The organism is Rhizobium sp. BK418, from assembly GCF_004341105.1.
In the GTDB taxonomy this organism is placed as follows: Bacteria; Pseudomonadota; Alphaproteobacteria; order Rhizobiales; family Rhizobiaceae; genus Rhizobium.
In genome coordinates, this window is sequence record NZ_SLZK01000008.1 from 132,271 (window position 1) to 152,795 (window position 20,525).

The 20,525-nt window shown below is 58.9% G+C and carries 24 protein-coding genes and 1 pseudogene; 14 read left to right on the forward strand and 11 right to left on the reverse strand.

Features of this window, described 5'->3' with window-relative positions; genetic code table 11:
* Nucleotides 1–200: 200 nt before the first annotated feature.
* From EV281_RS26945 to EV281_RS26955, 3 genes are read right to left on the reverse strand one after another with little or no spacing between them, the layout of a single operon-like run.
* Complete coding sequence (locus EV281_RS26945; protein ID WP_132657436.1) at nt 201–1,163, reverse strand: GNAT family N-acetyltransferase; 963 nt, start codon at nt 1,161–1,163, stop codon at nt 201–203.
* Nucleotides 1,160–1,603 carry an acetyltransferase gene (locus EV281_RS26950; protein ID WP_132657438.1) on the reverse strand — a complete coding sequence of 148 codons (444 nt, stop codon included), beginning with the start codon at nt 1,601–1,603 and terminating at the stop codon, nt 1,160–1,162. The genes EV281_RS26945 and EV281_RS26950 overlap by 4 nt, the downstream gene beginning before the upstream one ends.
* The gene (locus tag EV281_RS26955) at nt 1,591–2,190 is read right to left on the reverse strand and encodes an NUDIX domain-containing protein (protein WP_132657440.1); all 600 of its coding nucleotides are present in this window, start codon (nt 2,188–2,190) and stop codon (nt 1,591–1,593) included. The genes EV281_RS26950 and EV281_RS26955 overlap by 13 nt, the downstream gene beginning before the upstream one ends.
* A 104-nt stretch (nt 2,191–2,294) precedes the next feature.
* On the opposite strand from EV281_RS26955, the gene EV281_RS26960 reads away from it, so the two are divergent.
* The 6 genes from EV281_RS26960 (at nt 2,295) to EV281_RS31485 (ending at nt 5,439) form a co-directional block, all read left to right on the forward strand.
* On the forward strand, nt 2,295–2,825 hold the full coding sequence (locus tag EV281_RS26960) for an alpha/beta hydrolase (RefSeq protein ID WP_132657441.1): 531 nt from the start codon (nt 2,295–2,297) through the stop codon (nt 2,823–2,825).
* A gap of 79 nt (nt 2,826–2,904) precedes the next feature.
* Nucleotides 2,905–3,666, forward strand: coding sequence for a DeoR/GlpR family DNA-binding transcription regulator (locus tag EV281_RS26965; protein ID WP_132657443.1), 762 nt, complete (start codon nt 2,905–2,907; stop codon nt 3,664–3,666).
* Between the two features lie 54 nt (nt 3,667–3,720).
* Nucleotides 3,721–4,074: a cupin domain-containing protein gene (locus tag EV281_RS26970; RefSeq protein ID WP_132657444.1), complete on the forward strand. Its 354-nt coding sequence runs from the start codon at nt 3,721–3,723 to the stop codon at nt 4,072–4,074.
* Nucleotides 4,071–4,568 carry a GNAT family N-acetyltransferase gene (locus tag EV281_RS26975; protein ID WP_132657446.1) on the forward strand — a complete coding sequence of 166 codons (498 nt, stop codon included), beginning with the start codon at nt 4,071–4,073 and terminating at the stop codon, nt 4,566–4,568. The genes EV281_RS26970 and EV281_RS26975 overlap by 4 nt, the downstream gene beginning before the upstream one ends.
* A complete protein-coding gene (locus tag EV281_RS26980; protein WP_132657448.1) occupies nt 4,565–5,113 on the forward strand; it encodes a DUF523 domain-containing protein in 549 nt (182 codons plus the stop codon). Before EV281_RS26975 ends, EV281_RS26980 begins: the two co-directional genes overlap by 4 nt.
* The gene (locus EV281_RS31485; protein ID WP_207896898.1) at nt 5,110–5,439 is read left to right on the forward strand and encodes a methyltransferase domain-containing protein; all 330 of its coding nucleotides are present in this window, start codon (nt 5,110–5,112) and stop codon (nt 5,437–5,439) included. Before EV281_RS26980 ends, EV281_RS31485 begins: the two co-directional genes overlap by 4 nt.
* Nucleotides 5,440–5,843: 404 nt before the next feature.
* Here the strand turns inward: EV281_RS31485 and EV281_RS26990 are convergent, their stop codons facing one another.
* From EV281_RS26990 to EV281_RS27000, 3 genes are all read right to left on the reverse strand, one after another.
* Complete coding sequence (locus tag EV281_RS26990; protein ID WP_132657450.1) at nt 5,844–6,380, reverse strand: carboxymuconolactone decarboxylase family protein; 537 nt, start codon at nt 6,378–6,380, stop codon at nt 5,844–5,846.
* 55 nt (nt 6,381–6,435) lie between these two features.
* The gene (locus EV281_RS26995; RefSeq protein WP_132657452.1) at nt 6,436–7,254 is read right to left on the reverse strand and encodes an alpha/beta hydrolase; all 819 of its coding nucleotides are present in this window, start codon (nt 7,252–7,254) and stop codon (nt 6,436–6,438) included.
* 105 nt (nt 7,255–7,359) lie between these two features.
* Entirely contained in the window at nt 7,360–8,322 is a 963-nt protein-coding gene (locus EV281_RS27000; protein ID WP_132657453.1) for a GlxA family transcriptional regulator, read from the reverse strand.
* Nucleotides 8,323–8,442: 120 nt separating this feature from the next.
* Between EV281_RS27000 and EV281_RS27005 the strand changes: the two genes are divergently transcribed.
* Nucleotides 8,443–9,249, forward strand: coding sequence for an SDR family oxidoreductase (locus tag EV281_RS27005; RefSeq protein ID WP_132657455.1), 807 nt, complete (start codon nt 8,443–8,445; stop codon nt 9,247–9,249).
* 340 nt (nt 9,250–9,589) lie between these two features.
* On the opposite strand, the gene EV281_RS27010 is transcribed toward EV281_RS27005, so the two are convergent.
* The 4 genes from EV281_RS27010 to EV281_RS27025 form a co-directional block, all read right to left on the reverse strand.
* The gene (locus EV281_RS27010; protein ID WP_132657457.1) at nt 9,590–10,015 is read right to left on the reverse strand and encodes a cupin domain-containing protein; all 426 of its coding nucleotides are present in this window, start codon (nt 10,013–10,015) and stop codon (nt 9,590–9,592) included.
* A gap of 49 nt (nt 10,016–10,064) precedes the next feature.
* The gene (locus EV281_RS27015) at nt 10,065–10,778 is read right to left on the reverse strand and encodes an SDR family oxidoreductase (protein WP_132657459.1); all 714 of its coding nucleotides are present in this window, start codon (nt 10,776–10,778) and stop codon (nt 10,065–10,067) included.
* 38 nt (nt 10,779–10,816) lie between these two features.
* Entirely contained in the window at nt 10,817–11,125 is a 309-nt protein-coding gene (locus EV281_RS27020; protein WP_132657461.1) for a putative quinol monooxygenase, read from the reverse strand.
* Nucleotides 11,126–11,213: 88 nt separating this feature from the next.
* Nucleotides 11,214–12,233, reverse strand: a complete 1,020-nt coding sequence (locus EV281_RS27025; RefSeq protein WP_132657463.1) for a zinc-binding alcohol dehydrogenase family protein — start codon at nt 12,231–12,233, stop codon at nt 11,214–11,216.
* Between the two features lie 116 nt (nt 12,234–12,349).
* On the opposite strand from EV281_RS27025, the gene EV281_RS27030 reads away from it, so the two are divergent.
* The 4 genes from EV281_RS27030 (at nt 12,350) to tehA (ending at nt 16,268) form a co-directional block, all read left to right on the forward strand.
* Nucleotides 12,350–12,754, forward strand: coding sequence for a helix-turn-helix domain-containing protein (locus EV281_RS27030; protein ID WP_132657465.1), 405 nt, complete (start codon nt 12,350–12,352; stop codon nt 12,752–12,754).
* Between the two features lie 104 nt (nt 12,755–12,858).
* Nucleotides 12,859–13,617: an SDR family NAD(P)-dependent oxidoreductase gene (locus tag EV281_RS27035; protein ID WP_132657466.1), complete on the forward strand. Its 759-nt coding sequence runs from the start codon at nt 12,859–12,861 to the stop codon at nt 13,615–13,617.
* A 60-nt stretch (nt 13,618–13,677) separates the two neighbouring features.
* Nucleotides 13,678–14,925: an MFS transporter gene (locus EV281_RS27040; protein WP_207896899.1), complete on the forward strand. Its 1,248-nt coding sequence runs from the start codon at nt 13,678–13,680 to the stop codon at nt 14,923–14,925.
* Between the two features lie 368 nt (nt 14,926–15,293).
* Complete coding sequence (tehA, locus tag EV281_RS27045) at nt 15,294–16,268, forward strand: dicarboxylate transporter/tellurite-resistance protein TehA (protein ID WP_132657570.1); 975 nt, start codon at nt 15,294–15,296, stop codon at nt 16,266–16,268.
* A gap of 392 nt (nt 16,269–16,660) precedes the next feature.
* Here tehA and EV281_RS27050 read toward each other — a convergent pair whose 3' ends face one another.
* Nucleotides 16,661–17,638 (reverse strand): GlxA family transcriptional regulator, encoded by a 978-nt coding sequence (locus EV281_RS27050; RefSeq protein ID WP_312862194.1) that lies wholly within the window; start codon nt 17,636–17,638, stop codon nt 16,661–16,663.
* Nucleotides 17,639–17,887: 249 nt separating this feature from the next.
* Here EV281_RS27050 and EV281_RS27055 point away from each other — a divergent pair.
* From EV281_RS27055 to EV281_RS27065, 3 genes and pseudogenes are all read left to right on the forward strand, one after another.
* Nucleotides 17,888–18,723 (forward strand): annotated as a pseudogene (locus EV281_RS27055) (alpha/beta hydrolase).
* A 512-nt stretch (nt 18,724–19,235) separates the two neighbouring features.
* A complete protein-coding gene (locus tag EV281_RS27060; RefSeq protein ID WP_112435186.1) occupies nt 19,236–19,748 on the forward strand; it encodes an Rrf2 family transcriptional regulator in 513 nt (170 codons plus the stop codon).
* Between the two features lie 11 nt (nt 19,749–19,759).
* Nucleotides 19,760–20,512, forward strand: a complete 753-nt coding sequence (locus EV281_RS27065; RefSeq protein ID WP_117195539.1) for an NAD(P)H-binding protein — start codon at nt 19,760–19,762, stop codon at nt 20,510–20,512.
* Nucleotides 20,513–20,525: the final 13 nt, after the last annotated feature.

Below are 20,525 nucleotides of genomic sequence, written 5' to 3' on the forward strand. Positions count from 1 at the left end.
TGTCGCGCAGGATTACCTGCTCACTTCAGCACTGAACCTTTCCGCGATAGCCAGCCCGATGCTTCGCGCAGCTCCTGTGATGACGCAGTGCTTGCCTGCAAGCCGTTTCATGAATTCGCTCCTAATCGAAACGTCCGCAGAGCCCCCGACAAGTCCAGATTGACTGACGGGCAGGATCGGCGGAAACGCCGCTTTCCGCTTCACGTCAAGTCCTTCGCCATCTTGAACCGATCGAAGTACTCGCCGCTTCGAAACACAGTTTCTGGCTCGACCACCTGGAAGCCATTTTTTTCGAAGAATGAACGTGCGGTCAGACTGACCTCTGAGTACAGTCTCTGCAGGCTGCCCGTGCGAGCTTGTGCTTCCACCGTCTGCAGGAGTTGTTTCGCCACCCCCTGCCCCAGATATCGAGGATCGACATACATCATGTCGATGTGACCATCAGGCTCCAGATCAATGAAGCCTATGGGCTTCCCATCAACGTCTGCGACCCATGTAGGCCTGCTCATCCGGCGCTGTGACCATAGCTGCCGATCGGCCTGTGCCCATGCATCAACCTGCGCGGGCGAATAGTCCCTGGCGGCAGTTTCGCGGATCGCGCGGATGAAGACATCGATCACGCTGTCCAGATCCTGCGGACGGTACATACGGATGGAAAAGTTCACTTGGGAGAGCTGCTTCACGTATCTCAGACGGACACACGTCTTTTTCCCGAGAACAACGGGCTCGGTGCGCAGCTCCAGGCTGAAGCCGTTCCCTTCCCAGAACCGCGCCGCCGTCACATTGTCTTCAAGAACCGCCAGAAGCAGCCTTGTTGCCTTTCTCTCCTTTGCCAGCAACTCTAGCTGCGCAAGGGCGGCTCGTCCGAAACCCTTTCCGCGATCCGTGTTGTCGATGAGCATCAGGCCGATATATGCGTCTTCGGAACTCGGATAACCGAAAGCCAGATCCGCTACACCCATCAGCTTTCCTGCACCAACGATCCCGAGCTTGAGTACGTCATCCGAGGCTTGGCCAGGCGGTGCATCATCGAGGAACTCCCACACATTCTCCATCGTCGGCAACGAGCCGGTTTCAAGAAGCACGTAATCCGTGGCAGACCGAAACACCTGAAGAACAGCCTCTGCATCCCTCTCCCGATCAAGCGGTACGAGATCCGTCATGTCCGCCTCCACCGCATATGCAGGAGCGGGTACGGGCGACCCGCATCGTCGAAGTCGGAACGGCCCGTGATCTGAAAGCCCATCTTCTCGTAGAACATCCTGCCAGAGCTATTCTGCTCGTTCACATCGACTGTCACCTCGTCGCGATCCGACGAGAACGTCTCAAGAAGAAGGCGGCCCACGCCCTTTCCCCTGCTTCCGGCGTGGACGAACAAGGCATCGACATGATCTCCGGTCACGCCGATGAACCCGTGGGCTAGGTCGTCGGCGTCAACCGCGATTGTGAAGTTGCCCGATGGCAAATACGACTTCTCGACAAGCTCAGCGATCTCCGCGAAGTCCTTCGGCAAGAGGAAGTCGTGCGTCGCCTGAACCGAAGTGCGCCAGATCTCGAAGTTGCGCGCTAGATCTTCGCCTTTTGCCGCTCTCAGGGTGAACATGCGGCCTCCTTGAAAATGTGCAGCGCCGCATACTGAAGAAGCATGATGGTCTTGCCGTCACGGATGCGGCCATCGGCGATCATCGCCAGCGCCTCTTCGATTGTCGGCTCTAGACGTTCGATGTCTTCCCCTTCATCTGCGTTGCCCCCGCCCTCGGAGACTTCATCAGCGGCCGAATAGGCCGCCACAAAGAAGTGCAGGCGCTCCGTCACCGAGCCAGGGCTCATGAACGCATCGAACACCTGCCTCACATCGCTGACGCGGTACCCGGTTTCCTCCTCCACCTCCGCCTGGATCCGCTCTTCCGGAGTTGCCTTGTCCAGAAGTCCGGCGGGTGTTTCGATCAGGAGATCATCATGCCCGTTGACGAAAGCAGGGTAGCGGAACTGCCGCGTGAGTAAGACCTTCCGATGCTGCAAATCGTAGAGCAGGATCGTCGCGCCATTGCCGCGGTCGTAAGTCTCTCTGCTCTGCCTCTGCCACTGTCCGTCCGTCCGTCGGAAGCTTAAGATCGTCTTCTTCAGGACATACCAGTCGTCCGACAGGGTGGTCACCTGCTCGACCCTAACTCGATCTGCAACAGACATTCACGCTCTCCCTCATCGAGTGCGCGATATTGCATGCTTTTTCGATTCGTGCAACATGAAGAGAACAATCAGCAGGAATGGTGGAACGGCCGGAAGCCTCAACAATGAACTGGAACGAAATAATCATTGGCGACATCCACTATGCACCCGCCCCTGGTCAGTGTCTGCGTCAACTAACGGCAACGCAGCCCGTTCGGCGCGTGGATATCCGCGACCTGCTAATCCCTTCAAAATGCGAAGAGGGTATTCATCAAGCACTTGTGGACGGTGGATATGGCTTTGCTGCATCAAGGCTTGCCCAGACGTATCCCCAAGTGGCTATAGGAACGGGCTACAGTGCCGGCGGCACGCTGCTATGGAAGGCTGTTCGCTTGGGCATGCAAGTCGAGGCTCTGATATGCATTGGCTCGACAAGGCTACGTTACGAGGATCCGAAAAATATACAGGTCCCAACTCTTGTTGTGACAGGGGAGCACGATCCTTTTGCACCGAGTAAAGACTGGGCAACTGGAACTGCTGTTCGGCACATCGTCCTACGCGGGTGCGATCACGGGTTCTACATCGCGGACAAGGGGCGCTCCGCGGCGAGGTTCCATATTCAGGAATTCCTGCAGTCAATCGGGAGGCTAAACTGACGAGCCACTGCGGACTGGAGCCAGGTGCAATGGAGATTGCAAAGGTCCCCGAAGAATTCATTTCAAAAGGAAGCTCCACATGCTGACCACTGAGCGCAAGGCGCTGCTCCTCGACAGTCTCGGCAAGGAAGGCCGGATCATTGCGAAGGAGTTCAGCCAGAAGCTGGGGCTTTCCGAAGACACCATCCGCCGCGACCTTCGGGAGTTGGCAGGCGAAGGACTGCTTCAACGCGTGCACGGCGGCGCTCTTCCAGCCTCCAAGGCGCTCGCAGATCTTCCGACACGCCGTAATGTTTCCGCCGACGACAAGGCGGAGATCGCCAAGATCGCCGCCGGTATGGTCAAAGAGGGACAAATCGTCTTCCTGGACGGTGGCACGACGACGATCAGGCTCGCACGCGCCCTGCCGAAGGCCCTGAAGGCCACCATTGTGACCCACAGCCCCGACGTCGCAACCGCGCTTCTTGATCATCCGGGCGTGGACGTGGAGTTGATCGGCGGTCGCATCTTCAAGCATTCAAACGTCTCTGTCGGCACAGTTGCCATCGAAGCCATCGGCCAGATCCGCACGGACCTGTACTTCATGGGCGTGACCGGCATCCATCCGGAGCACGGCCTGACAACTGGAGACCGTGAGGAAGCAGCGGTGAAGCGGGCGATCTGCCGCCAGGCTGCGGAGACCATCGTGCTTGGCTCACGGGAAAAGCTCGGTGCCGTATCCGCCTACAGCGTTGTCGGCCTCGATGAGGTCGATGTGCTTGTCGTCAGCAGGAAGTGCCCGGCGGACCTGCTCAGCCCGCTTCGCCGAGCTCCCGTGCAGATCATCGGCACATCCTCGTGAACGGGATGGGAGGCGCAGCTTTGGTGGCGCTCGAGGGCGCGATCTGAGGGAAGCATGATTATAGGGAGAGAGACTGCACCCCACTATACCTGGGGAGACAGGTGCGACGGCTGGCCGCTCGTTCAAGGAGAGGATCTCCTCGTCGTTGAGGAGCGGATGCCGCCAGGCACTGCCGAGACTCGGCACTATCACGTCCACGCGCGACAGTTCTTCTACGTTCTTTCCGGCGCGCTCTCGCTGGAAGTGGACGGGCAGACTTACGAGCTCCTGTCGCATAAAGGGGTTGAGGTCGCAGCGCGCAAGCCGCATCAGGTGCGCAACAATAGTGAGAACGACGTTGTGTTCCTGGTGGTCTCGTCGCCCACTAGCCGGTGCGATCGCCACGACGTGCTGGAGGATCGCGCATGAGGATAAGACCCGCTACGGCATTGGACGCCGAGGAAGGTGCCACCCTCCTTCGCCGCTCGATCACGGATCTATGCAGCATGGATCATGGAGGCGACGCGTCAGCTATAGACGCCTGGACGGCGAACAAGACATCTAGATCGTGGATGAGCTGGCTGGAGACACAGCCCTTCTTCTACATCGTCGAGGACCGCGACCTGCTTGCTGGCGTCTGCTTGATGAGCTCCGCCGGCGAGATCCTGCTGAACTACGTCCACCCAGACTTTCGCTTCCGCGGTGTTAGCAAGATGATGCTCTGCGAGATGGAGAACGCTGCGAGGAGGACTACAATAAGCGCGCTCCGCGTCAGTAGCACCAGAACAGCTTATCGATTTTACACCGCCGCGGGTTTCGTCGAGGTAGCAACGGGCAAGCCACAACTGCTACAGAAGCCTCTGAACCCATTTGGAACGCAAGGCAAAGGACCCTCTGCACTCCGTCACCGGACGCCTCGATGATCCGAAAAGTTCTCGTCTCGTCGTGCCTGCTGGGCCGGAACGTCCGCTACGACGGAAGCTACAAGCTTGCCGAGCATCCGGTACTGGACCGGTGGCAGAGCGAGGGCCGCATCGTGTCTATATGTCCCGAGCTCACGGTTGGCTTCCCAACACCGCGACCGTCTGCTGAGTTGACGACAGGATCCGGCGAAGATGTGCTGCGAGGCAAAGGATCTGTACTCGAACAAACCGGGAGGGACGTGACCAGTCTCTACATCGACGGCGCGGCCGCCGCTCTTGAACTGGCTCTGTCACATGGATGCAAATACGCCGTCCTTACCGATGGCAGTCCTTCCTGTGGGAGTTCCTTTGTTTATGACGGTTCCTTCCAAGGCAACACCATCTCCGGCAATGGCGTGACCGCGAGCTTTCTGAAGCAAGCAGGCATCGCTGTCTTCAGCCAGAAGCAGATTGAGGAACTTGATTTGATCCTGAGAGAAAATGAAGCGCAGGAGAGAGCGGACGATACTTTCAGTGGTTCACCGGACCTTGAGGTAAGGGCATGATAAAAGGAACGCTGGGGTACGGCAGGGATGCAAAGGCGTTGGCACATCAATATGAGAGTATCACCTTCGATGAAGTGCACCGTGACGTGATCCACCTCTTCCCGCGACAGTCAGCGCGTGTCCTCGACATTGGCGCTGGCACAGGACGGGACGCCGCAGCACTCGCTGCGCTTGGTCATGAAGTCGTCGCGGTAGAGCCAACTGATGAGCTTCGACACGAAGGAATGCGCCTACATGCCGGACAGCCGATCGAATGGGTGCCGACCACCTTCCTGATCTGCGGCAGCTACATGCGGCTCAAAGCCGCTTCAACCTCATCCTGCTGACGGCGGTTTGGATGCATCTGGACGCTGAGGAGCGGCGCTTGGCTATGAGATCTGTGGCGGGGCTGCTCCATGCCGATGGTAGGATCAGCATGTCCTTACGCCACGGCCCCGTTCCCGCGGGGCGGAGGATGTTTGATGTTTCGGCCGAGGAAACGATCAAGCTTGCTGCATCTCACGACCTCCACGCGATCAATGTTATGGAAAGAGACGATATGCTCGGTCGCCCCGACATCCGTTGGAGCTTTCTTGTTCTTGAAACGCGGGCTTGACCACAGCAACTGGGGCCTACGGTGTGGCAGTTGATGGGAGCAGGACTGCCGACCCTGTTAGAGAGCGAAAGACGACAGTTGGCGGCCGCACCACTTCGGCCGCCATTCGCCTTATTAATCGTGTCGCGCTAGGATCTAGACGCGTTCGACCTTCGGGAAATCAAGCGTCGTTCCGACGATGTTGTTGACGCTATTGGTCAGGATATTGATTGCGACATGCGCTACAGTTTCCAGGATCTCAGCATCCGACAATCCATAGGAGCGCGCCGTTTCAAGAGCTGGCGCCGAAGCCTGTCCATGTGTCGCGTTGATGGCAAGTGCCAGGTCGAGGACGACTTGGATTTTCGCGTCCGAGGTGTGGCCACTCTGTGCTGAGGCGCGGTCCTCTGCGGAAACACCGACTGCACGTGCCGCACCGGTGTGGGCGGCAAGGCAGTAGTCGCAGCCATTGGCAGCCGCAATAGCGATGGCGATCTGCTCCTGAGCCTGCGGGCTCAGCACACCATCATGCAGAAGGCGCTTGCTGCCGGTGTACACATCCAGCGCGGCCGGAGCATGCGCGAGAACGCGGAATAGATTTGGCACCTTGCCCATGGAGGCCTTCGCGCCGGCAAAGACTTCGGCAACATGCGGCGTGACGTCTTCATCGGAAAGAGTGGTAATGGCAGACATGATCATTCTCCTTGGTGGGATCGTGGATTGGTCGGTTTGTGACGAGTTTTCTAATTCAGCCTTCCAGGAACTGCTCGACGTCGCGCGAGAAGCTTTCAATTTCCTGGAACAGGAATGCATGACCCGAATCCGGATAGAGTATGAGCTTGGCATCGGGTGCTTGCTGCGACAGCACGTAAGAGCGAAAGGCCGGGATCATCACGTCATGCGCGCCATTGGTGACCAGTATGGGCAGCCTGAGTTCGCTCGCCCGGTGCAATATGCCGGGCCAGGAAGAGATCGCCTTCACCTGCATCATCAGTGCTAGCGGTGACGTTGCCGGTCCACAATCGGGCTGTAACCGGATACGGGCGAGAGAGGAGCGGCCTGCGGCGGTGGCGCATTCGCTTGATGGATAGAACAGGAAAAGAAAGTCGTCCTCGTCATTCTCGCTCTTCGTCATGACGTGCGGCACGCGTGGATGTTGCTGCGGACCTTCTGCAACGGGTCCGGGACTTGAGCCCGCGACGATCAGCCGGCGGACCAGATGTGGGAAGTTCAGTGCAAACTCCAGGCCAACCGCTCCACCCAACGACCAGCCGAGGACATCAACCTGAGACAACCCGAGCACTGCCACGACGTCGGCAGCGATGGCTGCCATCCCGCCGATGGTCGCCGGCACGGTGCCGTTCGATCGTCCAACGCCGGCGCTGTCGAAGCGAATGATGCGGCGATCCTTGGCAATCGCTGCAATGAAAGCCGGATCCCAATCATCCATGGTGCCTCGAAAGCGCTGCAGGAGAAGGAGCGGGATGCCTCCTTGCGGTCCGTCGAGGCGGATGGCGAGCCGGCCATGGCTGGTCTCGATTCCATCATTGTATCTGGAAGAGAACATGAGGTTTTCCTTTCATCACCCGCTGTGAGGTCTCCTGATGAAAGAAAATAGATCTGGTCGGCCTCGTCTTGAATGACATAGAACCGTCAATTCAGGACGCGGGCGTCAATGCACCAGATCAGGGTCTTCGACGCCCTCTATCAGCTTCAGGCTGCGGCGCAGGCCCTGCGGCGGCTGGCCGAAAAAGCGTAAGAATGCTCGACGCATCCGGTCGCGGTCAGCAAAGCCGGTATCGCGGGCAACGATGTCGAGGGGATGACGACCGTCTTCGAGCATCACTTTTGCCGCCTCGAGCCGCAGGCGCTCCACGGCCTTAGCAGGCGACTGCCCCGTCTCCTCGCGAAACAGGCGACTAAACTGGCGCGGGCTGAGGCTTGCGGCTTCCGCCAGTTCCTCCACCGTTAGCGGATTTCGAAGATGTTCCTTGGCATAGACAAGCGCACGCCGCACCCGGTCCGAGCGCGGCTCCAGCTCCAGGAGCGCCGAAAACTGCGACTGCCCTCCTGGCCGCCGGTGGTACACCACCAGCTTGCGCGCAATGGATCGCGAAAGCTCGGCACCATGATCGTCCTCTATCAGTGCCAGCGTCAGATCGATAGCGGAACTCATGCCCGCCGACGTCCAGATCGAGCCGTCCTGGATGAAGATGCGGTCGTCATCGACATGGACATTGGGAAACCGTTCCTGCAGGCTGCGCGCGTGAGCCCAGTGGGTGGTGGCGCTTTTTCCATCCAGAAGACCAGCCTCGGCCAGCAAAAATGCGCCGGTGCAGACGCCGGCCACCCTCCGGCTCTCACGCCCCGCGCGGGCGATGTAATCCCTCAAAACCGGAGAGACAGGCTTAGGAAGCAATTCGCCGACGACCATCAACGTATCCGGGAAATCCATGAGCGGCTGTGTTTCAATGCCGATGCCAAGCGACGACCGAATTGAACCACCGTTCTCAGACATGACGGTCAGCCGGTATACCTCGCTGCCGAGGGTCTCGTTGGCGAATTCAAAGGCGCTTAATGCGGCCATACCCATCACCTGGAACCCATTCTCCATAATGAAGCCAATGTGGCGCATGTTACTTCCCCTGTCCTGTTTTGCTGTTTCTATGTCATTTCAGCCATAACTGTCTACGGCTAATGTCCCTCCATCGAAACATGGATTGGACGTTCCAATCCATCATCAAAGGAGCGAAAAATGAGCAACACACACGGCACCGTTCTGATAACAGGTGCATCATCCGGGATCGGCGCCGTCTATGCCGACCGCTTTGCCCGGCGCGGCCATGATCTCATTCTGGTGGCGCGCAATCTCGCCCGCTTGAAGGATGTCGCCGCCGCATTGACGGAGCGTTACGGCGTGTCGATCAGGACACTTGCCGCGGATCTTGGCACGGAAGACGGCCTGGCTGCGGTGGAAACGGTTATTGCACAGGACGAAACCATTACGCATCTCGTCAACAATGCAGGCTTCGGTAGTGCCGCACCTTTGGAGACTGCCGCAGTCACGGAAATGCAGGCCATGGTTGCAATCAATGTCACGGCACCGATGCGTCTCACCTACGCCATCGTTCCGCTCTTCAGGCAGCGCGGCAAGGGCACCATTATCAATATCTCCTCCATTGTCGCCATTGGACCGGAGATCCTCAACGGTGTCTACGGCGGCACCAAATCCTTCGTGCTGGCCTTCAGCCAATCTCTGCGCAAGGAGCTGCATGAGACAGGGGTCAATGTTCAAGTCGTGCTCCCCGGGGCAACGGGAACAGAGTTCTGGGACATTGCCGGGCTTCCCGCGAGCAACCTGCCGACCGAATGGGTCATGTCGGCTGAGGATCTCGTCGATGCTGCGCTCGTCGGCCTTGACCGCGGCGAGTTCGCTACCATTCCTTCCCTCATGGATCCAGCCGAATGGGATGACTGGGAGGCCGCCAGGGCAGCCATGCTTCCGCATCTGTCCAGTGCCCGACCGGCAGGCAGATACTCCGCGCATAGCCAGACGGCTTGATAAGCATCATGGAGGGGAATGGTCGGCACCGGCATTCCCCTCCCTCCTCTCGGTTAAACGATGTCCGTGGCGGCGGCGCTATCCTCTGCAGCTCCACCTCGGCCAGCCGTTCGTTGAGCGCCCATGTGATCGCGCCATAGGCATCACTGCGAGCACCAGCCGACGGGGCGCCGGCGATTGATCAACCGAGACAATCATGGCCTGAACTACTTTGATCGGATCCCCGAGCGGCTGGCGGCTCGGTCATCTCGCGACCAAAGCCGCTGCTGACGCCGGTAATAAACCAGGTTCGTACCACGGGTTACGTTTCCTTGATTGGCTTACGAGCGGAAATCCTCGCTCAACCGTGCTTTGAGGCGATAAAGGTTTCGGGCGATCCGTCTGCACTGTTCACGAAGACAATGTCTGTTGGGTCGCGCCGTGGCGTATCGACCGAAAGGAAGACAACCGGTTCCTCAAGGATGGTGGGCAGAGCATGAACGGTGCCCCGTTCGAAGAACAGGAGTTGTCCGGGCTCGAACTCGGCCGCCGTTGCAGGGTCTTCCATCCAGAAGGTGCCCCGCCCGGAGAGGACATAAAGATACTCATCGCTGCCGCGGTGGTAATGCGGCGGCGTCCCCTTGTAGACGCGAAACACCCTTGAGCTTGCCGCAGGCGTATCGCGCAGATACGTATCCACCAGCAACGTCTCCGCTGTTTGCGGAAACTCATTCATGATCGCCAGGATGTCGAAACGGGCGGATGTTGCAGTGCTTTGATCAGACATGGTGATCTTCCCTATCTTTGCTTCGCCTCTACAAAGTATCCGACCACGCTCAGGCGATCGCACCGCCGCCATCAACCCGCACGTTCGACCCGGTGGCGAATGGCGTGGTCATGAGGAACAGCACCGCTTTGGCGATGTGCTCAGGCTTGCCGATGGTCTTTGCCGGCAGGTTTTCCGACACGCGAGAGAACATCGCCGCCTTGGCATCGTCGGCCATCTTCGACCACAGCGGCGTATCGATCAGTCCGGGTGACACGGTGTTGACACGCACCGGCGAAAATTCGAGCGCAAGACCACGCGCCAGACCTTCAAGCGCTGCATTGATCGCTCCTTGCAGAACCGAGGACGCGGATGGCCGTTCGCTCAGATAGCCGGAGATCAATGTCAGCGAGCCCCGCTCCGCGATGCGGGCCGCACGCGCAACCCGATAGGCGCCCCAGAACTTGCTCTCCATTGCCGCCTGGGCATCGGCAAGAGCTAGCTTGCGCAGTGGACCAGTCGGCGTCTGTGCCGCTGAGACCACGACGTGGTCGAAAGCCTTCCGTGACACGAAGAAGCTCTGAAGCGACGGCTCATCCGTGGTATCCAATACCGCGCTATCGGTCCCAGGTCCCAGCTTCTCAATGGCGGCGAGCAGTTTATCTTGTGAGCGAGAGGCAATGGTGACATGCGCGCCTGCGGCGACTGCGGCTTCGGCGACCGCAAGTCCGATACCGGAGCTGCCGCCGATCACCAGGACGCGTTGATCTTTGAGCAAAGTCATAAACCTTTTCCTTTCCCTTCAGGTGTGAATTTGCGCTGTCAGGCTAGATGCTGGAGGCGTTGCAAACGCAGAGGTTCGGCAAGCAGCTCATCCAGACGCAAGGCCAGTGATTGAAACGGCGCGCCGGCGGCGTGGGCAGCGAGAGCGGCCTCATCCCGCCAGCTCTCGATCATGACCGCCATTTCCGGATTGTCGCGATCGACGTGAAGATCGTATCGTAGGCATCCATCTTCCTTGCGGACGTCAGGCACGATGGCAGCCAGTGCACTGAACAAGGCTACGCGTTTGTCCGGCTTCGCGCGCAAAAGCGCAATAAGTTCAATTTGGTCAGAGGGCTGAGCACTCATGACGGTCATCCTTTTTCGTTGAAAGTCACTGCAAGTAGCTCAGGCGGTGAACGACTGTGAGCGATCACCGCCTCAAGATCCGGCTGCCTCAGTCGGAAAACCCTTCGAGCACCACCTTGCCCTTTGTTCGCCCACTTTCGATGGCGGCATGCGCCTTGCGCAGATTTGCGGCATTGATGGGCGACAAGACTTCGGTCACGGTCGTGCGGATACTGCCAGCATCGATCAGACGAGACACCTCGTTCAGCAGCTTGCCCTGTTCGGCCATATCGGCGGTCTCGAAGATCGAGCGTGTGAACATCAGCTCCCAATGAGTGGAAACAGCCTTGCGCTTGAAGCCAAGCACGTCGAGGCTTTCCGGATCATCGATCAGCCCGAACCGGCCCTGCGGCGCGATGAGCTCGATGATTTCTTTGAGATGGCGATGGGTTTCGGTTGTCGAGAATACAAAGGCCGGGGCGCCAATGCCCAGAGCTGCCACCTGCTCGGCGATCGGCTTGGAATGATCGATCACATGATGGGCGCCAAGCGTCTTCACCCAGTCCTGCGTTTCAGGCCGCGAGGCTGTGGCAATGACGGTGACATCGGTCAGCGCCCGCACGAGCTGAATGGCGATCGAGCCCACCCCGCCAGCACCACCAATGATCACGATGGCGTTTGCCGCACCCGGCACGCTTTTGCGGATATCCAGCCGGTCGAACAGCATTTCCCAGGCCGTGATGGCCGTCAACGGCAGGGCCGCGGCCTGAGCATCGGAAACCGATTTCGGCTTTAACCCGACAATTCGTTCATCGACCAGGTGAAACTGGCTGTTGGCTCCGGGGCGGATCAAAGAGCCGGCATAGAATACCTCGTCGCCGATCTTGAAATCCTTCGCTGCGGGTCCGGTCTCCACGACAGTGCCGGCAGCATCCCAGCCAAGCACCTTCCACTGTCCAGCTTCCGGACTTGCGCCCTTGCGGATCTTGGTATCGACCGGATTGACCGAAATGGCCTTCACCTCAACGAGAAGGTCCCGGTTTGCCGGAACCGGCCGGGGAAGCTCGATGTCCTGCAATGCGTCTTCGCGCTCGATAGCTCCCGGTGCCTTATAACCGATGGCCTTCATGATGTGCTCCTTTGATGATCGACTGCCGTGTCGATTGATATGGAGCTAAAATGGGCTATTATCGAAAGCACGCAATACGCACAAATCACACACGTAGTATCAAAAAGGATACTGTTATGGCCAAAGTTCGCCATTCGCGCTTCGATTGTTCTCCCGGTTGCTCGGTTGAGGCTGCCGTTGGCCTCATTGACGGAAAATGGAAATCGGTCGTGCTCTTTCACCTGCTTTCAGGGACACTGCGGTTCAACGAACTGCGCAAACACATCGTCAACGTGACCCCCCGCATGTTAACGAACCAGTTGCGCGAGCTTGAGGACGACGGCCTGATCGAACGCAAAGTCTATGCTCAGGTGCCGCCAAAGGTAGAGTACAAGCTGTCAGAGCTCGGCCGCAGCATGGAACCGATCCTGCTCGCCCTTAAATATTGGGGTGACGCCAATATCAGTCTCTATGGCAAACCACGCGGGATGGATCCGCGCGAGACGATTGCCATGGAGACGCCGAGCAGTCGATCAGCGTAATGTCCTGAATTGACGTTTATGCGTCATTTCAGACATAGATGACTTGATGCAAGATCTCTCCATCGAAGCGCGGCCTTCAGCCGCTCGGTTCAAAGGAGAGACCCATGCAACTCGAAAACAACACGATCTTCATCACTGGCGGCACATCCGGCATCGGCCGCGCATTGGCGGAATCCTTCCATCGCCTTGGCAACAAGGTCATCATCGCCGGCCGCCGCAAGGCGTTGCTCGATGAGGTGACCGCAGCCAATCCGGGCATGGAAGGCATAGAGCTCGACATTGCCGATCCGGCCGATATCGATCGCGTCGCAACGCTGCTGATCCGCGACTACCCGAGGCTCAATGTCCTCGTCAACAATGCCGGCATCATGCCCTTTGATGACGCGGGCGCAAAGATTGATGACGCTCAGTCACGTCGGATTATCGACACGAACCTGCTTGGTCCGATCCGCCTGACTTCGGCTCTTATCGACCATCTCAAGGCTCAGTCGAAGGCCACGATCATCCATAACACGTCGGTTCTGGCCTATCTGCCGCTCGCTTCCACCGCAGTCTATTCCGCCACAAAGGCAGCGTTGCATTCTTATGCGCTATCGCAACGCTTCCAGCTGCGCGGCACCAATGTCAGCGTCCAGGAAATCGCGCCGCCGTGGGTCGATACCGACCTCGTCAAGAAGAGCGGCGATCCTCGCGCCATGCCGCTCGACATTTTCATCGAGAAGACCATGAAGGGCCTCGGCACGGAATCCGAAGAAATCTATGTCGAGGAAATCAAGGCCATCCGCGACAATCCGGGCAGCGGGGAGCACGCGCTCTTCAACGCCTTCAACGAGGCTCTCGCTGCCAACCCGATCCCCGTTTGACAGAGACAGGCCGCCACCCGGTTGCCGAACGGGCAGCCGGGCATTCGGCAGGAGGTTACCTTGCTGCAGAAACATGATCTGAAATCCGCCATTCCCTTGAAGGGCGAGCATTCGGGGCAGCCCGAGCCATCCATGCTGCCGGCATGGGTCCTGGCACTCGGTACTTTCGCAATCGGTACCGAGGGTTTTATGATAGCTCCCTTGTTGCCGACCATCGCTGCCGATCTGGGCATGAGCCTTTCCGCGACGGCCATGCTTGTCGTTGTCTTTACCCTCGTGCTAGCGCTCAGCTCTCCTATCGCAACGGTCATTACCGGCGGGCTGCGCCGGCGGGACACGTTGCTGCTTGCCATGACGATATTCACAGTCGGCAATCTGATTGCGGCCTTCGCGCCCGGGTTCGGCACGCTGATGTGTGCCCGTATCCTGATGGCTGTCGCCGCCGGTCTCTATGCGCCGAACGCCAATGCTCTTGCCGGCATGATTGTACCGACAGAAAAACGGGGGCGTGCGCTTGCCATCGTCAGCGGCGGCATGACCATTGCGATTGCGCTCGGCCTGCCACTCGGTTCGATCATTGGCCATGCATTCGGCTGGCGCTCGACATTTCTTATGGTTGCCGCCATGGGAGCCATTGCGATCATCGGCATCCTGACAGGCGTTGGACGCAATGCCGGTGCGCATATGGCCATCGTAAGCATTGCTGACCGTATCGGCGTCATCCGCCAGGCTCCCGTTCTGAAACTCCTCTCGGTGACACTGTTCTGGTCGATGGGCGCCTACACGGCCTATCCCTATATCGCCCCCTATCTCTCCCAGACGCTGGGCTTCGCCGACAGGGGCATTGCGGCAACCGTCACGCTCTGGGGCATATTCGCGGCACTCGGCGTTTTCACCGGCGGCGCATTGAACGATCGCTTCGGATCGCTCAAGGTCGCGAGCATCTCGCTTGTCGTGCTCGCCCTCTCTTTCGCAGCTTTGGCGGTAGCCACAGCATTGCCGGAGGCTGCCGTCTCTCTGGCACTTCTCGCCGTCGCCGGATGGGGCTTCAGCGTCTGGTCCTTCTCTCCCGCCCAGATGGCCCGTCTGATCGTTGCGGGCGGCCAGGGCCAAGCCTCGGTCGCGCTCTCCCTCAACACGTCCACCATGTATCTCGGCTTTTCCATCGGTAGCGCAATCGGCGCGGGGATCATCGCATTGGGTGATGTCTGGATGATCGGTGCGGCTGCCGCAGTGATGGAACTGGTAGCCTTGGCTCTCGACAAGATCTGGAAAGCTACAACAATTGATCCGCCTCCATCCGCATGACAGGTTAGACACCGGCGCTACCGCAGATGTCATGTCGGTAGCGTCTTGTATATTCCACCTGACTTAGCACAAAACTCGAGCGGATATTGGCGACAATCAGTATCCGCGTCAGGCAGTCCAACACGAAGACGACGTCACACCTGCTTTTGCCACTGGACTAGTCTACGTCGTGAGCGTGTGGTTTTGGTGGCTAGGGCAAGCGTCGCGCCGAAATGACCCAGATCGCTCAGCAACTGAACGCACCTGCAAACATACACGGATCCTTAGCGCTCGCAGCCTCACGGGAGGCTAGAGATTAAGTCGATATGCTGGGCAGATGCATGTAACCAAGCTGATGTCCCCAAAGCGTAGAAGAGGGTAAAATCGTGATGGAGCTTAGCAAATTGCCGCTAATCCCTGCATCTTTCTTTGGCATGGTTCTCGGATTAGCAGGCCTTGCCAATACATGGCGGCTTGCGCACAACCTGTGGGGTCTGCCGGAGTTGATCGGCGAGCTCTTAACGTTCGCAGCAGCCGCCACCTGGCTATTGGTCTCCATCCTCTATATGGCAAAATGGGTTCTTCGACCGGCCATGGCCAAAGCTGAGGCGGCGCATCCAGTCCAATGCTGTTTCATAGGTCTTGGCGGGGTTGCCACCATGCTCGTCGCGCAAGGGATGCTACCTTATTCAAGAGCATTCGCCACCGGGCTATTTGCTTTAGGTGCGACCTATACGTTAGCGTTCGCTATCTGGCGCACCGGGCTCTTGTTAAGAGGCGAGCGGGATATCGGAGCAACAACGCCAGTGCTCTACCTGCCGGCGGTCGCAGGAGGTTTCGTGACCGGAACCACGGCAGCCCTGTTTGGTGCACCAGATTGGGGTCAGCTAGCCTTCGGCGCCGCCTTGTTTTCGTGGCTCGCAATCGAATCGGTCCTACTCCATCGCCTTTATTCTGGACCGATGATGCCAGCCAGTGTTCGTGCCACACTGGGGATCCAACTAGCACCTCCAGCCGTTGGCGCTGTTGCCTACCTTTCCGTCGGCGGCGGTCTTCCAGACATCTTCGCGCACGCGTTGCTCGGCTATGCGATGCTGCAGGCGATCTTACTCGTGCGGATGCTACCGTGGATTATGGAAGAAGGTTTCTCACCATCGTTCTGGGCCTTCACCTTTGGGTCGACGGCGCTGGCCGCCGCCAGCATGCTGCTGGCTGTCAAAGGCGATCACGGCGCTACCATCGTTATCGCACCTGTGCTCTTTATCTCTGCCAATCTAGTCGTGCTGATCATTGCGATGGCAACAATTCGTTTGGCAATGAAGGGACAGCTGCTGACTGCAGGTCCGCCGGCCACACGAGCTTGAGTGACTTGTACCGCACTGGCTCTCTTGGCCCTGGCTCAACTGCGAGTGCGAAAGGCATGAGCTGGTTTGGGAGCATAAGGGAAAGCGCGTTAAACGCCGGGTTACCCGTTGTCGGGCGCAAGCCGCCGGTGCTGCGGACGCCATGGCCGATCAGCGTCTTCGCCTTGATGAGAGCCGAACCCTCGACCGTTACATTCGATCGCGCTTGTCTTAAGACTGGCGGCCTCAGAAGACACTTAACTCCCGTTTCTTATTCGTCGCTCAACGATTTCGGCTTCTACGCGCCGCGCTCCGTCCTGGTCCATTCGCGCCGGTGCCCGCGCACGGCGCGAGCTGCCAATAAGAAACTGGCGGCCCGTCGATCACCTGGAAAGGCATCAATTTGCCGATGATTAGAATCGCGCATCGCCGCGGTAGACGTTTGGCTTGGCGCCCGTCAGCCGGCCAAATATCTTCCGAAATGCGGCTGGATCTGCATAACCGACTGTATATGCGATGCTCTCGACCGAAGCGTTTGTCGTCTCAAGCAATTGCCGCGCCTTCATGATGCGCACATTCTGCAGATATTCGGTTAGCTTAAGCCGCGTCGCACGGTAGAATCGTCGCTGGAGCGTCCTCTCTGAAAGATGCACGCTCTCCGCCAACTCGCCAATCGATTTCTGTAGCTCCGGTGTTGCATGAAACTGATGCTGGACCTGCAGGACCTCCATATCGCCGTGATCGAAGCGCGGAAGAAAAGCCTTGTACTGGCTCTGACTGCGACGCGGTGGATCTACGACGAGAAAGCGTGCCGTCTCCAGCATCACGGCCTGTCCGAGCAGCTTCTCGACAAGCAGCAGGCCGAGATCCGCCCAGGCGAGAATACCGCCGGCGGTGATTACATCACCATCATCGATGATCATATTGTCCGGTGAGACGTTGATATTGGGAAACTGCTCGGCAAGCCTTTCGGCAAAAGCCCAGTGGGTCGTGGCGCGCCGACCGTCGATGAGCCCGGTTTCGGCTAGAACGAACGCTCCGGCACAGATTGAACAGACGGTGACCCCACGCGCATGCTGGGAAGCGAGCCATCGCGAGGCGGGACTCATGCTCTGCATTTTCTCCGGCATGATGATGCTCGGTGGCGCAATAACGTAGCTCAGCGAATGCGGAATTCCCGAGCGTGAGTCCCATGTACAGGACACATCACCGTCCTCCATCTTCCAGTAGCTGACGCGGATGGTGCGAAGGCTTGTCGGCACTTGTAGATCCGTCGACCAGTCGCTCGCGACGCGAAACAGGTCGGTCAGTCCATAGACAGCGGCCAACTGACAATCCGGGTAGATCAGCAACCCCACTTCTATGAAATCAGGCTTTTCGCATTTTGCCACTTTTGCCTCGGATAAAGTCATTTCCGCCACGTGTTTCTGCCAGAAGATGGCGATACTTTCTCTTTGTCAAATACGGAATTCGTAAACACAGCGCGACAGGAGAAAGCAATGGCATCCGATAAAGATCGGTTTTTCGTGTCGAGGCGCAGCGTACTGATCGGAAGCATCGCGCTTGCCGGCGTGAGCATCCCGGCGCTCGCCTTCTCACACAACTCTTCGACTAACAATTCATCGCAAGGAGATATCGACATGGGCTTTGTAACAACCAAGGACGGCACTGAAATCTTCTACAAGGACTGGGGGCGCAAGGACGCACAGCCGATCGTCTTCCACCACGGCTGGCCGCTGTCGTCGGATGACTGGGACGCGCAGATGCTGTTCTTCCTCTCCAAGGGGTATCGCGTCGTCGCTCACGACCGGCGCGGCCACGGCCGATCTGCCCAGGTCGCCGATGGTCACGACATGGATCACTACGCAGCCGACGCTTTCGCCGTCGTCCAGGCACTCGACCTGAAGAATGCCATCCATATCGGCCATCCACCGGCGGCGGTGAAGTTGCCCGCTATGTCGCAAAGTTCGGCCAGAAGGCCGGCCTTGTTGCCAAGGCTGTCCTCGTCTCCGCGGTCCCACCGCTGATGGTCAAGACCGCCGCCAATCCTGAAGGCCTGCCGATCGAAGTCTTCGACGGCTTCCGTTCAGCGCTTGCCGCCAACCGTGCGCAGTTCTTCCGCGATGTTCCGGCCGGCCCATTCTACGGTTTTAACCGTGACGGCGCCAAGGTTCAGGAAGGCGTGATCCAGAACTGGTGGCGTCAGGGCATGATGGGCGGCGCGAAGGCTCATTATGACGGCATCAAGGCCTTCTCCGAAACGGACCAGACTGAGGACCTGAAGGCGATCACCGTCCCGACACTCGTCCTCCATGGCGAAGACGACCAGATCGTGCCGATTGCCGATGCTGCCAGGAAGTCGATCAAGCTTCTGCCGAACGGCCAGATCAAGACCTATCCGGGCTTCTCGCATGGCATGCTTACCGTCAACGCCGACGTGCTGAACGAGGATCTGCTGGCTTTTATCAAGGGCTGATCCGAATCCGGCGTGGATGAACCATGCCACGGCCGTTTGTGGCCGATCGAAAATAAAAAGGGGCGTCTGCGCCCCTTTTTACCGATCTTCGCCCCGCAGGCCGCGCGGCCTCGCAGTGTTCTCCGTACCGATTGCTACGGCATAATCGGCGCATTCGTGGAGGGGCTTAAATCGTTCAACGGGCCTTAGGGGCTGATCCAAACGCTACCCGAGGTGGCGGCAATGCTCGAACAGAACTTCGACGCCAAACCCGTATGATCGCACCCGAGAAAGCTTCTTCGCTGCCGTCTGAAATATTTGCAACAGAGGCATCGCGCCTGCCTCATCCTTCTTGGCGCAGTATGAATATCCCGTCAGCAGATGGGAAATACGAGCATCCTGACTATGGCGAGGCACCCGCACCCAAAACCCGTTTTGTGATCTCATTTTATGAATTGTGAGCACACGACGTGATCGGGGATTGACACCAGCCTAATCATAGATATTTTATATCCACGATTAGGAGATGCAACATGAAACTAAGCGAAGGCGTGGAGCAAGCCATTCACTGCACGGCTTTCCTGGCGGGCCTTTCGGACGACGGCGTACTGTCTGCAGCAGCACTGGCCGAACTCCACGGCGTTTCGACGAGCTACCTCCTTAAGCACCTGCAGGCGCTTTCCGGCGCCGGGATCGTCGTGACGACGCCTGGACCGAAAGGTGGCTACCGTCTGGCCAAGACGCCGAAGGACATCAGTCTCCTGGACATCGTCCTCGCGGTTGAAGGTCCGGCGCCCGCCTTCCGGTGCGCCGAGATCCGCCAGCGGGGGCCGAACCCTCTGCCGCAGCGCTACTTTACAAAGCCCTGCCAGATTAACGCCGCGATGCTGAAGGCCGAGAAGGCCTATCGCGCAGAACTCGCCAAGGTGTCCGTCGCAGACCTTCTGGCGAACCTTGGTGCAGACGACGACGGCGGTATCGCCGCCCGCGGATGCGCCTTCCTCGAACTCCACGAACGCAGGACGGGCAATCGCGCCTCGTCATAGGAGAAAGCACCATGACCAAGATGAAGAAGGTCGTCGTTATCGGCGGCACGGGCCTGATCGGCTCGAAGGCAGTGAAACTGCTGCAGGACGCCGGTCACGAAGCCGTCGTCGCAAGCTCCCGCAACGGCATCAACGCCTACACGGGCGAAGGACTAGCCGAAGCCCTCGTGGGCGCTGACGCCGTCATCGACGTGTCGAACATGCTGTCCTTCGACAAGGCCGTCATCAACGACTTCTTCGGCACGTCGAGCCGGAACCTGACGAGCGCCGAACGGGCCGCGGGCGTGCGTCATCACGTCGTCCTCTCAATCGTCAACGCGGAACGCCTCGCCGCTAACCCATACATGGCCGGCAAACTCGCCCAAGAAGAGGCCGTCGCAGCATCGGGCCAGGCCTACACCATCGTGCGTGCGACACAGTTCCACGAGTTCATGGAGACGCTGGTGGACGCCTACTCGGCCGACGGCGCGGTGAAAGTGCCGGATATCGACTTCCAGTCGATCGCGGCCGACGACGTCGCCGCTGCTTTGGTGGAAGCCGCGCTCAGCGAGCCGAAGAACGGATCCGTTGATCTTGCCGGGCCTGAACGGGGACCGTTCGAATCCTTCATCCGGACCTATCTCGATGCCAAGAGCGACGCTCGTCCGGTCAACGCCGACGCGGCTGTCGACTACTTCGGCGCCCCCGTTGTCACCGGCTCACTGGTTCCCGGCGGAGACTACATCAAGGGCGCGATCACGCTAGCCGAATGGCTTCGGGCGTGAGCTCCCACAGCAC